Source organism: Chryseobacterium sp. WLY505 (genome assembly GCF_030846215.1).
In the GTDB taxonomy this organism is placed as follows: domain Bacteria; phylum Bacteroidota; class Bacteroidia; order Flavobacteriales; family Weeksellaceae; genus Chryseobacterium.
In genome coordinates this window covers 147,989-161,358 of sequence record NZ_JAVCWI010000008.1, presented here as the reverse complement: position 1 = coordinate 161,358, position 13,370 = coordinate 147,989, and the positions used below count along the sequence as shown (strand labels likewise).

Sequence of the window (13,370 nt, the reverse complement as noted above, 5' to 3'; positions counted from 1 at the left end):
AGTTTTAAAAATTAAAGTGTTCCCGTAGATTTCAAAAGGTTGTAGTACTGATACAGAACATTGATTTCTGCATTCGCATAATCCAGTTCTGACTGTAGTTTCTGGTTCTGTGCATCAATCATTTCTGCCTGCACAGCCAATTGGTTCAGATACTTGGCTTCTGTAATCTTGTAGTTTTCTTCCGCCAGTCTTTTGGAATCATTCAGAATATCAGCCTGCTGAATCGCTTCCTGATATTTGGTATAGGCTGCATTCACTGCCATATCTACATTCTGCTGTACCAGAGTTTTGGCATCATTTGCCTGATTCTTTTGCAGCTCACCCAATTTTACTTTTTCCTTTGTTTTAAAAAGAGTATCTATATTATAGCTCAAAGAAACTCCGGTCTGCCATCCTCCTGAATACATATCTAAAACAGGATTTCTTGTCGTGATCGGTCTTTGTAGTGTATATCCACCAAATCCTGCCAACGTAGGCGCATTATCGGTTTTGATAATCTCTATATTCTTATCTGCAACTGCAATATTTTTTTGAGCCGATTTCAGTAATGGATTGCTTTCATGAGCAAGATCTGTATAATACTCCATGCCAATTCCAGATTCTTTATTCTCCAGATTTTCTGTAGGAACAATCTCCGTGTCTGAGGATAAACCTAATGCAATATTCAGATTATAATTAAGGATTTTCTTATTGTTGGTAAGGGTAAGAATTCCCTGGTCCAGGTTTTTGATGGCCAATTCTCCACGAATCACTTCATTTCGGGTCACCATTCCCTGCTGATAGAACTTCTGGATGTTTTTAAGACGTTCCAGAGCCAGTTTTTTGTTATTCTGAAATACCTCTTCCTGGTTGATGATTTTATAGACATCCAGATAATTGGAAATCACTAAAAATTTCACATCCTGCTTATTTTTCTCAAGATCCAGTTCAGAAAGCTGTTCACGAAGCCCAGCCATTTCAATAGATTTATTCACCAATCCTCCTTTGAAGATCAGCTGCGTAGCCTGTACAGCATACGAGCTTCCGTAATGGGGCATAGGAACGTTTGTAGAATTCGAAAAGTCTTTATCAATGGCTACTGCATCTCCTAAATAGAACTGACTTGTAGAAGCTGTGATGGTAGGAAGTTTCTGAAGCTTAACGACATTGGTATTTTGTTTTGCAATACTAATGTTCTGTGCGGAAACCTTAAGCTGCTGGTGATTCTGAACAGCGAGCTCCGCCACCTCACCCGCGGTCATCTGCTTGATCTGTTGTGAAAAAAACAGCGCAGGAAAAGCTGCTATCAATACAGATAGTGCTGTTTTTATTTTCTTTGTCATTTTACCTTGTTTTACAGATGCAAAGTTAGGTCAACAACAAAATCAATCAAATGTTTGATTTTTGGAAAAAGATGTTCAAATGTAAGATTTCAACTTTCAAACTGATGCCTGTACTGCGTAGGGCTTACCTCCAGATGTTTCTTAAAAAAATGAGAAAACGAGTATTGATCGCTGAATCCAAGAATTGAAGAAACCTCCGAAACCGGTTTACTGGAAGAGTTTAAGAGTACTTTCGCCTCATTGATCACAATTAAAGCAATGATCTGGCTTGCAGACTTCCCCGTAATGGTCTTTACTACAGTAGAAAGATGTCTGGTTGTAATGGATTGTCGTTCGGCATAAAACTCAACGGTTCTTTCGGTAAGATGATACTCTGCCAGGTCTGTAAGAAAGACAAATACAATTTCTTCCTGTCTGGACATCTGGTTCATAGAGCTGTTATCTTCCTTGGAAATAATTCCTGCCATCTGATAGCAGAACACGGAGAAAAGATGCTCTACCATTTCTTTCTTATAAAGCATTTCGGTTTCAGAATCCAGGATGTATTTCAGAAAATTGACACTTTTCCAGACTACTTCCATTTCATCCTCAGGAAAAGGAACTCCCTTATTCATCTGCTGTCTGAAATAACGGTAAGTAATCAGACGGTTAAATTTTAATGATAATGCAGAAATAAACTCTCTTTTGTAAGAAACCATCCTCGACTGAAAATCATCAGTCACTCCCACCACTTCATAAATGGTTTGCGGATCGGTTACCATAAACATATTGGCAGAAACCTCCAGATCACTGAAGTGCTGACGAAGCTTTATGGTGCCGGATTTAATAAAAATAAATGCAGGATTTTCGGGACGAAACGGCTTACCCACAGCGATTCGCTCGAAAATATTATGTTCGGTAAAAATATCAACACCAAATTTTTCAAGGGCAGACATAAGACAAATGTAAGCAATCTTACCAGTGATTACAAAATTTTATTATTTTAGCAGGAATCCAATTTCCCTTCAGCATGAGAAAGGTTGATCTATTATTTGCAGAATACAGTAAAAGCCATAGAAACGCGACCAACAAGTTCATTCACTGGATTTGTGTGCCTCTGATTTTCTGGACAATTCTTGGTTTTGCTTCCCTTATTCCCTCTCCCCATTTCTGCGCTTCCTACTTCGGATGTGCAAGTATTATAAGCCTTTTGGTGATTACTCTGATCACTTTATTCTATATTCGGCTGTCTTTTTTGATCTCAGTTGTAATGATTGTCATCATGCTTATTATGGAACATTTCATCTATCTGACCAATATCAGATTCGGAAAACAGTCATGGATGATTTACCTTTCCGTATTCATCATCACATGGATTTTCCAGTTTATAGGTCATAAAATAGAAGGAAAAAAGCCTACTTTTCTCAAAGATCTGCAGTTTCTTCTGATAGGACCGATATGGCTTTTAGGCTTTATTCTTAAAAAGACAGGAATCCGATATTAATCTTCCAAAGCATAAACCGCAAAACTGGCCAGCCAGTGGTCTCCACCGTAATTTCCCTGGAAAAGTAATGGTAATCCATTATTGAGAAATACATCAGCTGTTTTCTTAAAATCTTTTTTCAGGGGATGATTAGCCGGAAGTGCGTTTGAAATTCCTTTCATACACCATGCTTTAGAAAAAGATAATCCTACAAGGTGAACGGTTTGGTAATCGCTCAGATCACTTACTACAGGAATTTTCTCAACATTTTCCAGACTTCTTTTTTCATAGAAAGCATTCAGCCATTGTACAAATTCTTTTTGAGGAAGCACTCTTCTCATAAGATCTGCAATTTCAAGACTTGGCGAAAAGAAATCTGAGCCGTCCGGTTCCAGATAAGCAGGCGTTTTCTGATCTTTTAAGAAAAAGTATTTTGCTTTTTCCATCAACTGATTTTCAAACGCTTTATCCTTATTGGCCCTTGCCCAATCTATCGCAAATGCCATAGCAAATGCAGTATTGGGATGAACTCCGGTTCTGTTAGGGTACGTTTGTTTTGGAAGATAGGTCTTCCAGGATTTCAGAATCTTATCTGTAAGCGGCTTCAGATTTTGGTGCCATATTTTAGCTTTCGGATGATCCCAGGTTGTGAGTTCTTCATCCAGTTTTAAGATCCACGCCCAGCCATAGGTTCTTTCAAAAGTTCCTGTTAACTGATATTTTGTAAAGTAATCCGCTTCTGTCTGAAGTTTTTCTTTCTGAAATGATTCATCCAGAATTTTTTCAATCTCTTTGGCATTGGAGAGATTGGGTTTTGTTTTTAAAAGTCTGGTCAGCATCCAATGTCCATGAACTGAGCTATGCCAGTCGAAACATCCATAAAAACTAGGGTGAAGATCTTTTGGAGTTAAAGGAACTTCGCCTGCATTATTGATGATATGGGCAGTTTTATTAGGATATTCCTGGTTGATACAATGAAGAGGTTTATCGGATAATTTCATCGCCATTTCGTCTGTAAGTTTCGGAGCTTCCTGGGCATACATCAGAAATGGAGAAAATGCTAATGCTAAAAGACTTTTTTTCATGAATTAAAAATAGAAATAATTTAGCAGTTCTCGTAATTTTTCAAGTTGGTTTTCCAGCTATTTCTTCTATTTACTGATTTGATATTAAATTTTTTATTTCATTTTAATTTATTAATCAATCTTACCCATCATCATTTTTGTGCACACTTTTTGATCATATCCATAAAAAACTAATTAACCCATGAAAAAAATTATTTTACTGTTATCAGGTCTTATCCTGATCAATTGCAGCAAATCAGGTAGTGAAAAACAGGAGGTAAAAGCCGACCTGATGGAAGTTCTAACTGAAGATAGAGCACCTTCTCCTGCAGCAGCGCCTCCACCTCCACCACTTTCTATCTCTGAAAAGGTAGTTTCTGATGAAAATGGAACCAACAAAGATGTTTACTCTCCACAGAAAACAGATACGATCTCCAAAAAAATTATCAAAAACGGAGATATGAAAATTCAGGTGGGTGATATTAAAAAGACACAGAGCCAGGTCAATGAAATCATCAGAAAAAACAATGCTTATATCCAGAAAGAGGAGTTTCAAAATACGGATATGGATGATAATCTTAGTCTGATCATTCGTGTGCCGCATAAAAACTTTGATGCATTGATTAACTCTTTTTCAGATGGCGTTGGAACCGTTTTGTCTAAAAACATTTCATCTAATGACGTTACTGAAGAATATACTGATGTAGCGATAAAGCTGGCCAATAAAAAGATATATCTTGAAAAATACCGTGATATGCTTAAAAAGGCTTCCACTACGAAAGATATGCTGGAGATCCAGGAAAATATCCGTGAACTGGAAGATGAAATTGATATTGCTGAAGGTAGTCTTCGTTTTATTGATGACCGTGTGAATTACAGTACTCTGAATTTAAATTTATACAAAGAAAAAGTAAGAAGTTCTGCCACTTCAAAAATAGGCTTTGGAAGCCGCTTTATGGATTCTCTGACGGAAGGCTGGAACAGTTTTGTAGTTTTTCTGCTGGGAATGGTTTCGTTATGGCCTTTCTTTTTGCTCATCCCAATTATTATTTTCCTTTGGAGAAAATGGAAATCAAAGAAAAAAAATCAGAATTAAATTATTAAAAATCCGGGCATCGAAGATGCCCGGATTTTCACTGCATTATCTACAATTTAACTATTAAAATGTTCTTTTACTGTTTCGAGTACCTTTTCATCTGGCATTTTCTGTGAGGTCCCCAATGTAATTTTCAAATCTCTGAACTGAGCTGTGTCATGAAGGAAGTGCTTAAGCTCCTCCTGTGTTACACCCGGTCCTGTAATATACACTTCCTGAGAATTGGTCAGTAACTTTTCAATTTCTTTAAAAAACTTGTTTCTGTTGGTGATTTCGGCATTGTTTCCTGCATTCTCACTGGAGTTTCCGTGCTGTATCTCTGCTTTCACCGGTTTGCAAAGGATAAATTCAGAAACATTTTGTGCATCGTGATTCTTGGCTACAATGGCTTTCTCTGTATCAATCCAGATACCTGCTAATTTCTTATCAGACATAATCATATAATTTTAAGTGATAGCTACTAAAAAACAAGAATAATGCAATAGTCTTGTTAAGGGCTGTTAAATATTTTTATAATTTCTGCCAAAAAAGCCATCCACAAAATAAGGATGGCTCTATGAATGTTCAGATGTTTTGCTATTTTCTGATGGTTTTAGTAATACTGCTTCCGTCTTTATACTGAATCTTTACAAAATAGATTCCAGACTGAAGTCGGCTGATATCCATCCTGGTCTGTCCCGTATTCATAAAAGTCATGATCTGAAGTCCATGAGGGGTGATAACATCTACTCTGCTGATTTTATCATAGATTCTTTCAGGAGCAAAAGTAATCATATGCTCAGCTACGATTACTGAAAGATCATTTTCTTTATTGGCAAATGCTGATGCTTTACAGTTCTGTCCTTCATTGCAGTCGCTTACAATTTTCCAGACAGCATTATTTCCCGGTGTATCCCCTGGATTTGCGTACCATTTATTCTCCCAGATTTTACAGGCGTGGAAAACCTTTGTTCCCGCTGTTGGATACGTTTTTACGGGATTGTATTCCTCTGCACCGCAATAGGTAACTGCACCGCCTGATTGGCAGCCTGTCCCTTCAGTACATGTACTTATTTCTTCCCATACCATATTGGTTCCCGGCATTTCTCCTGGATTTGCATACCATTTGTTTTTCCAGATTTTACAGGAATAAAAGACTTTCGTTCCGGCTGTAGGATATGCATTCGCCGCATTATATTGCTCTGCTCCACAATATGATTGACCATTTCCTGGTGTCACTTTCTTAGTTCTGATTTTTAATTCATTACTCATATCAGAAAACTGATCGTTCAAAGCAACAGATCTTACGGTATAACGATATTCTGTATCTTGTGCCAATCCGGTTCGTAAAAAGCTTGTCTGTACGGTCTCTCCTACTTTGATTCCATTTTCAAAAATCTGGTAATTTTTGATGCCTTGTGAGTGAGTAGAAGCCATCCACATAAGTGAAACGGAATTTTCAGTAACCTCCATTGAATGAAGATTAGATGGTGCTGTAGGTTTTTCAAGTGTCCCTTCGGTGTTTGTTTTTACATTGAGTGGCGCGCTTTTTCCTGACGTGAGTCCCGAAGAACCTTTCGCCTGTATTTCATAGGTATAAATTGTATTAGCAGTTAAGCCTGTATCCTGAAAAGTAGGTGTACTTACCTGCTGAATATTTTGTCCGTTGCGGAAAATGTTATAAGATACCGCATCAGACTGTGCATTCCAGCTTATTTTGGCAGAAGAACTTGTTACTCCTACCTGTGTTAATCCTGTCGGGGTAGCAGGTGCAGAAACTCCTGTTCCGGAGGTTACGTTAACATCAATTACATTATAAAATGCATTGGTGGTATCTGCTACATCCCAAACTGCTAAAATAACGTGATAGCCGGTACGGCTGGCAGGAACTGTAATCTGATGAGAAACATTGTCCTGCGGCGGCGTTCCATTATGCGTAACTGTTCCGATAAGCTCAAGATCCTGACGGGAAAGCGGTTGATTGGGATTCCAGCCCTGCTTTGTCATATAATAATGCCATTTCGCAGTTGCATGATACGCCGAGTATTTCCAGATAAAGGCATTCACACCAGTGGAAATATTGGTTTTCTTCCAACGGTCAGCAGTCTGAATGTCCAGTGTAGTGTCTCCACCGATGCTTCCATTAGCAGAGGCAATCTTTCCATCAGCCGGTCCCAATGCAGGAAACCCTTTTGGCGCTTCCAGAGATCCCGGTTCATTAATAACAGATCCATAGATGCTAAATGCTGCAGAATAACCTAGTGCAGCCTTATCCAGACTTCCCTGATATCCTCGTGAGGCAGGACTTAGTACATATCCGTGCGCAGACAGATGAATTAAAGATGGTACCAGCATCGCCAGCATCAGCAGTAACGGAAAAAAAAATTTGCTTGTCTTCATAATTAAATATTTGGTGTTGATAATATAAGATCAATTCTCTATAAGCTATTTTTTCAAACCTTTTCACTCGACATCAATAAAGAAATGGAAAACAAATCAGCTTTAATTCATTAAACAATTTGAATTATAGAATTTTTAATAAAAATAAAACTAAACAAAAATAATTAGCCAATATTTTATATTAAATCATAAAATTATAATTCATAACATTTTATCAGTAACATATAATCACAATATGTCAAAGCATAAATATACAAAGAATTACATAATTAATCACACTTTATTGAAATATTTTTCATATGAATTGATCAACAATAGAGGGTAAAGAGAAAATGGAAATATAAAATGATGTCAGTTATATAATTTGTCAGCAACTACTGAAAACTATTTTAATAAAAAAGCTGAGAGAATTGATCATTCCCTCAGCCTGTAAATTTTAAAACTCCTAAGATTATCTTCAAAAAGAATAAGATTTATTTCCCAAGTACAAATACAGCAGGAATTTTATGAAGTTCCGGCTTTTGTTTCTGCCAGTCTTTTATGGTTTTTGTTTTGATAAATTCATGCTCAGGATCATTGATATTGGCAGCAATGCACAGCTTTGTATTCGGTGATAAAAACTTACACAAATCTTCAAATAGCTGGTTATTCCGGTAAGGTGTTTCCATGAAAATCTGTGAATACCCGGTTTTCTGAACAAGACTTTCAAGATTCATGATCTGTTTCTTCTTTTCTCCCTTATCAATAGGAAGGTAACCATGGAACGTGAATTCCTGCCCATTAAAGCCACTGGAAATCAAAGCAAGAATAATGGATGAAGGCCCCGAAATCGGGATTACTCTGATGTTTTTCTCATGACACCATTTCACCATCAGATTTCCCGGATCTGCAATACATGGCAATCCTGCTTCAGACAGCAATCCGAAGTCCTGTCCTTTCAGCATGAGCTCCTGAGCTTCCTTGATATCTGCATTTTCTGTGTATTTATCCAATAGAAACAACTTCAGATCAGCCTGTTTTTTTTCGGGAGCAAAGAATTTAACAACTTTCCGGGCTGTTTTTTCATTTTCCACAAAGAAATAATCTGTCTGCATGATATAATCTTTCAGAACAGGAGAAAAGTGGTTGATAGAAGTATTTTCTGATAAATAAGCAGGGAGTAAAAAAAGCATTGTATTATTTTTTAATTCTTTTTAAGTGAAAGTGGTGGAAATATTTTGCATGTTCATGCTCATTATTTTGATAATTGATTTTTGATAGCTTCACACCCTTTATCCAAAAGCCGGAAAACCTTTTCAAAATCGTTCATATCGCCCCAATAAGGATCAGGAACTTCAGCGTTTTTATGATCTCCCAATACTTCGAGAAATAATGATACTTTCTGGCGTTCTTCTTCATTTTTGGTTTTAGAAACTACATCTGCCAATATATCAATATCCATACAGTAGATCTTATCGAAGGTCTCAAAGTCTTTTCTGGTGATGGGTCTTGATCTTTGTTTTGATATATCAATATCGTGATTGGCAGCAGTTGTAATAGCTCTTTTATCAGGATGTTCGCCTTCATGCATTGAAATAGTTCCGGCAGAATCCACCATATAATGATCCGGTAGTTTTGTTTTCATAATTCCTTCTGCCAGCGGGCTTCTGCATATATTTCCCAGACAAACCATTAAAATTTTCATATCTGTTTTTTAAAAAAGTCTTTTGCTACGACAAAACTAAATAAAAAATGAAGAATAAAACTATCCTTCATTTTAATTTATGTAAGCTAACCTTATTTACTGCTTGATTCTTTCAGTAAGGTCTTTTACGTATTTCTTGATTTCTTTATCAATTTTAGAAACATCTTTGATGGTGTCACAGGCATACATTACTGTAGAGTGATCTTTTCCGCCCATTTCCTCACCAATTTTAGTAAATGTAGAATTGGTAAATTCTTTGGAGAAGTACATCGCAAGCTGTCTTGGTAATGCAATCTCTCTTTTTCTTGTTTTGGAAAGCAGCTGCTCTTTTTTGATTCCAAAATAATCACAAACCACTTCCTGAATGTAAGGAATATTGATCACCTTCTTCTGGTTCGCTGCAATTCTGTTGATGGTTTCCTTAAGCAGCTCAAGACTAAGGTCTCTCTTATATACTGTAGAATAAGCGATCACTGAGTTGATAACCCCGATCAGTTCTCTTACATTTGTTTTGGCTTCAGCAGCAAGGAAATCAAGCATATCTCCCGGAAGAACAATTCCGTCTCTGCTCAGTTTATCTTCAATGATCTGTCTTCTTGTAGATAGATCCGGAGATTTGATTTCTGCAGAAAGCCCCCATTTGAAACGGGAAACAATTCTGTCCTGGATATCCATAATATCTGCGGGAGCCTTATCTGAAGTAAGGATAATCTGTTTTCCATTCTGATGCAGGTGATCAAAAATGTGGAAGAAACTGTCCTGTGTAGCCGATTTTCCGGATAAGAACTGAATATCATCAATAATCAGTACATCTACCATTTGATAGAAGTTCGCAAATTCAGTCTGCTTATGAGCCTTAGCCGCAGAGATAAACTGCTGGATAAACTTTTCAGAAGACAGATAAAGAACTACTTTATCAGGAAACTGATTTTTTACTTCAAGACCAACAGCCTGTCCCAGGTGGGTTTTACCAACTCCATAACCTCCATATAAAAATAATGGGTTGAAAGCTGTTGCTCCAGGTCTTTTGGCAATGGATCTGGCAACAGTGGCTGCAAATTTATTGCTTTCTCCTTCTACATAACTATCAAACGAATAGTCAGGCTTCAGGTTAGAATCTATATTTACTTTTCTAATTCCAGGAACGACAAACGGGTTTACAATATTAGCAGAAAAACCTTGCGGCATTGTTTCCTGTGTTTTCGGAGTAGGAACGCTTTGTCCCTTGATGTTCATGGTAACAGGCTTCTCTTCACCTTTTGGTCTGTTTTCCATCACAGAATACCATAATTTCACTCCTTTTCCAATATTTTTCTTCAGGGCAGCAGAAAGTAGGGACAGGTAATTGTCCTCTATATATTCCTTGTAAAAATCGCTCGGTACGATCAGCGTAAGGTTGTTGGCCACCAACGAAAGCGGCTGAACCTTATCGAATAGCATATCGAAAGATTTTTCAAGTTTTTTAAGGTCAGAATTGTCTTCAGCAGCGTTCAGGTTATCGCGCATAAACTGAAGGCATTTCTGCCATATCATCATTAAATTGTCATCCATTTTTTAAGCCCCGATTATTCTTTGTTTGTACTGTGTTTAGAAGGAAGACAAAGGTCCAATATTTTCTTTTCAAAAAAAAATATTGCAGGTATTGATTATTTAAAAATATATTTGTATGTATAATTTAACACGTAAAATGATACACACAACACACTCAATACGAGTACGTTACGCGGAAACAGACCCAATGAAATATGTCTACTATGGAAACTATGCAACGTACTTCGAAGTAGCGAGAGTTGAACTCTTCAGAAGCATAGGAATTTCATACGATGAAATTGAAAACCAAGGAATTTGGCTGCCGGTTTCAGACTACAAAATTAAATATATCCGCCCAGCTTTATATGATCAAAAATTAGAAATTCATACTTATGTTAAAAAAATTCCAGGGGTAAGAATTGAATTTGAATATGAAATTTATAATGAAGAGCATATTAAAATAACAGAAGCCTCCACTACCCTATTCTTTCTCGATGCAAAAACCAACAAAGTGATCAGATGTCCGGATTTTCTCATGGAACTGATTGAGAAGAACTGGAAAGCATAGATGACAGATAGGAGGTTTTAGGTTGCAGGCAACAGTTAGCAGGAATTAGGAGATATCCAACAAGATATTGGAGGAAGCTATAAAGGTGAATGGCGAATTTTCAATAGAGTTAAAATATCTATCTCAAATTATCCGGTCATAAAGTAAACCCGCAACCCGTAACCCGTAACTCGCAACTAAAAACATTACACTTTAAACTTTAAACTCTAAACTTTAATCTCTACACCCTCTCTATTTATGAATTAATTTGCACCTTTGTACCTTTATTTTAATCATCCCTTATATATTATATTATGAAGATTGCATTTTTGGGACCTCATGCCAGTTTCACACAGCTTGCTGCAGCACAGCTTTTCCCTGATGACGAAATAATACCGCAAGCCAGCATTCTGGATTGTTTTAATGCCGTTGAAAATGGAGAAGCAGTAAAAGCAGTAGTCCCTCTGGAAAACTCTATTGAAGGAACCGTATCTATGACACTGGATTATTTATATAAGACTCCGTCTGTTAAGATTGAAGCAGAAGCCGTAATGCCTATTGCCCACCATCTGATGATTCATCCGGAGAATTCTGTTGAGAATATTGAAAGAATATATTCGCATCCGCAAGCCCTTGCACAGAGCTTTCATTTTCTGGATACTCATTATAAAGAAATTCCCAAACAGGACTTTTCCTCAACTGCAGCTGCTGCCAAGTTTGTATCTGAGAATCCGGGCACTCCTATTGCTGCGGTAGCCAATCAGTTTGCAGCCAATTTATATGGTTTGAAAATAGTGAATCGTAACATTCAGGATTTTGAACAGAATCATACCCGGTTTATTATCATTTCTAAAGAGCAGAATAAATACCAAAATGACAAACTGGAAACACTGGGAGAAAAATCAGGAATGCTGATCACTCTTCCGGAAGATCATCCCGGTGGATTGCATCAGGTATTATCCGTTTTTGCATGGAGAAAAATGAATCTCAGCAAGATTGAATCCAGAACATTAAAAACAGGACTGGGGAACTATTTCTTCTTTATCAATGTTGAAGGGCCATGGAAAGAAGTCTTACATGAAAATGCCCTGCAAGAACTTGAATCAATCAATGCAAATGTAGATTTTCTCGGGAATTACAAAGAATTCCTGCTGGAAAGCTAAAAAAAGACAATAAAATCTATAAAAAACACTGCTATTAAGCAGTGTTTTTTTTATTTATAGGATAAAAATCACAAAATTCAAAAACTTTAACAATACATTAGTTTGAGACAATACCTTCTGTTTAATTAAAAAATAACCCACACAATGGAGAGAATTATTTTTTAACAAAACACTGACAAACAGCACTTTAAATCAAAAACACATATAATAAGTCGTAATTATATTATGCAATAATATTAACTAAAATATAAACATATGTTTAATAATATCACATCATATTAACGTTAAAAATAAAAATATCACAATGCGGAGTATAATTTTTATTGTATATTTGCTTAGCAACTAATTAAAATCTTGATCATGAAAACTAAACTTTACAGCTTATTGTTAGCATGCGCTTCATTACCTATATTTAGTCAAGTAGGTATCAATACGGCAAATCCATCTGCGACTTTAGATGTTAACGGGACACTGAAAGTTCGTGACACTCCCGCCGCTACAGCACTACCCGGATATCAAATTTTAGCAGTTAACCAGGGAACCACACAAGTGTTCTCGGTAGACCCGTCATTGTTAAGCGCAGCTGCAGGAACCAACACATCTGTATATTCTGCAAAAAAAACAACAGGTATCACGCTTCTGAATTTAGGAGTTTTACCATCTGATTTCCAACCTGTCAGTTTTGTACAAGCGGATAGAACTATAGGAAGCGCTGCTTTGTTTACAAATGCTGACGGTTCTTATAATATTCCATCCACTGGAGTATATGCGGTAGGATTCGCATTCAGATATGGAACAGGATTACAGGCTTCATTACTATCAGGAACTCCAGGTATCGCCATTGCAAGAACCAGATCGGCAGTAACCACTTTGATAGACACACGTCCATTCAGCGGTATTAATCTTGCACTAGCAGTTAACCTGACACTTTCCGATTCCAGCATTAACACCTTATATTCATTTCAGGCAGGTGACAAAATATCTTTTGGACTTGTAGATTCGGGTGTTATCACGGCAGGATTATTAGGGTCCAGTATCGCATCATTCTACGTTTACAAAGTATCAAACTAGTAAAAACATATTGTTAGTTATCTATACCATTTAACCCATCGCTTATACCGCG

The 13,370-nt window shown here is 36.9% G+C and carries 13 protein-coding genes; 5 read left to right on the top strand and 8 right to left on the bottom strand.

Features of this window, described 5'->3' with window-relative positions; all coding sequences use genetic code 11:
- Positions 1 to 11: 11 nt before the first annotated feature.
- Positions 12 to 1,322, bottom strand: coding sequence for a TolC family protein (locus RAH34_RS16655; RefSeq protein ID WP_306596863.1), 1,311 nt, complete (start codon positions 1,320 to 1,322; stop codon positions 12 to 14).
- Positions 1,323 to 1,411: 89 nt separating this feature from the next.
- Positions 1,412 to 2,257 carry an AraC family transcriptional regulator gene (locus tag RAH34_RS16650; RefSeq protein ID WP_306596862.1) on the bottom strand — a complete coding sequence of 282 codons (846 nt, stop codon included), beginning with the start codon at positions 2,255 to 2,257 and terminating at the stop codon, positions 1,412 to 1,414.
- Between the two features lie 74 nt (positions 2,258 to 2,331).
- Between RAH34_RS16650 and RAH34_RS16645 the strand changes: the two genes are divergently transcribed.
- Positions 2,332 to 2,805: a DUF962 domain-containing protein gene (locus tag RAH34_RS16645; RefSeq protein WP_114820542.1), complete on the top strand. Its 474-nt coding sequence runs from the start codon at positions 2,332 to 2,334 to the stop codon at positions 2,803 to 2,805.
- Here RAH34_RS16645 and RAH34_RS16640 read toward each other — a convergent pair.
- The gene (locus RAH34_RS16640; RefSeq protein WP_306596861.1) at positions 2,802 to 3,869 is read right to left on the bottom strand and encodes a DUF2891 domain-containing protein; all 1,068 of its coding nucleotides are present in this window, start codon (positions 3,867 to 3,869) and stop codon (positions 2,802 to 2,804) included. The two genes, RAH34_RS16645 and RAH34_RS16640, sit on opposite strands and share 4 nt — an antisense overlap.
- Positions 3,870 to 4,050: 181 nt before the next feature.
- On the opposite strand from RAH34_RS16640, the gene RAH34_RS16635 reads away from it, so the two are divergent.
- A complete protein-coding gene (locus tag RAH34_RS16635; RefSeq protein WP_114820544.1) occupies positions 4,051 to 4,944 on the top strand; it encodes a DUF4349 domain-containing protein in 894 nt (297 codons plus the stop codon).
- Between the two features lie 56 nt (positions 4,945 to 5,000).
- Here RAH34_RS16635 and RAH34_RS16630 read toward each other — a convergent pair whose 3' ends face one another.
- From RAH34_RS16630 to dnaA, 5 genes are all read right to left on the bottom strand, one after another.
- Entirely contained in the window at positions 5,001 to 5,378 is a 378-nt protein-coding gene (locus RAH34_RS16630) for a hypothetical protein (RefSeq protein WP_114820545.1), read from the bottom strand.
- A gap of 142 nt (positions 5,379 to 5,520) precedes the next feature.
- The gene (locus RAH34_RS16625; RefSeq protein WP_306596860.1) at positions 5,521 to 7,323 is read right to left on the bottom strand and encodes a lytic polysaccharide monooxygenase; all 1,803 of its coding nucleotides are present in this window, start codon (positions 7,321 to 7,323) and stop codon (positions 5,521 to 5,523) included.
- A 473-nt stretch (positions 7,324 to 7,796) separates the two neighbouring features.
- Positions 7,797 to 8,495, bottom strand: coding sequence for an SAM-dependent methyltransferase (locus RAH34_RS16620; protein ID WP_306596859.1), 699 nt, complete (start codon positions 8,493 to 8,495; stop codon positions 7,797 to 7,799).
- Between the two features lie 62 nt (positions 8,496 to 8,557).
- Positions 8,558 to 9,007: a low molecular weight protein-tyrosine-phosphatase gene (locus tag RAH34_RS16615; protein ID WP_306596858.1), complete on the bottom strand. Its 450-nt coding sequence runs from the start codon at positions 9,005 to 9,007 to the stop codon at positions 8,558 to 8,560.
- A gap of 96 nt (positions 9,008 to 9,103) precedes the next feature.
- The gene (dnaA, locus tag RAH34_RS16610; protein WP_002980474.1) at positions 9,104 to 10,558 is read right to left on the bottom strand and encodes a chromosomal replication initiator protein DnaA; all 1,455 of its coding nucleotides are present in this window, start codon (positions 10,556 to 10,558) and stop codon (positions 9,104 to 9,106) included.
- Positions 10,559 to 10,694: 136 nt separating this feature from the next.
- On the opposite strand from dnaA, the gene RAH34_RS16605 reads away from it, so the two are divergent.
- From RAH34_RS16605 to RAH34_RS16595, 3 genes are all read left to right on the top strand, one after another.
- Entirely contained in the window at positions 10,695 to 11,105 is a 411-nt protein-coding gene (locus tag RAH34_RS16605) for a thioesterase family protein (protein WP_306596857.1), read from the top strand.
- 293 nt (positions 11,106 to 11,398) lie between these two features.
- A complete protein-coding gene (pheA, locus tag RAH34_RS16600) occupies positions 11,399 to 12,247 on the top strand; it encodes a prephenate dehydratase (protein WP_114820550.1) in 849 nt (282 codons plus the stop codon).
- Positions 12,248 to 12,607: 360 nt separating this feature from the next.
- Positions 12,608 to 13,318 carry a hypothetical protein gene (locus RAH34_RS16595; protein ID WP_306596856.1) on the top strand — a complete coding sequence of 237 codons (711 nt, stop codon included), beginning with the start codon at positions 12,608 to 12,610 and terminating at the stop codon, positions 13,316 to 13,318.
- The last annotated feature ends 52 nt before the right edge of the window (positions 13,319 to 13,370 follow it).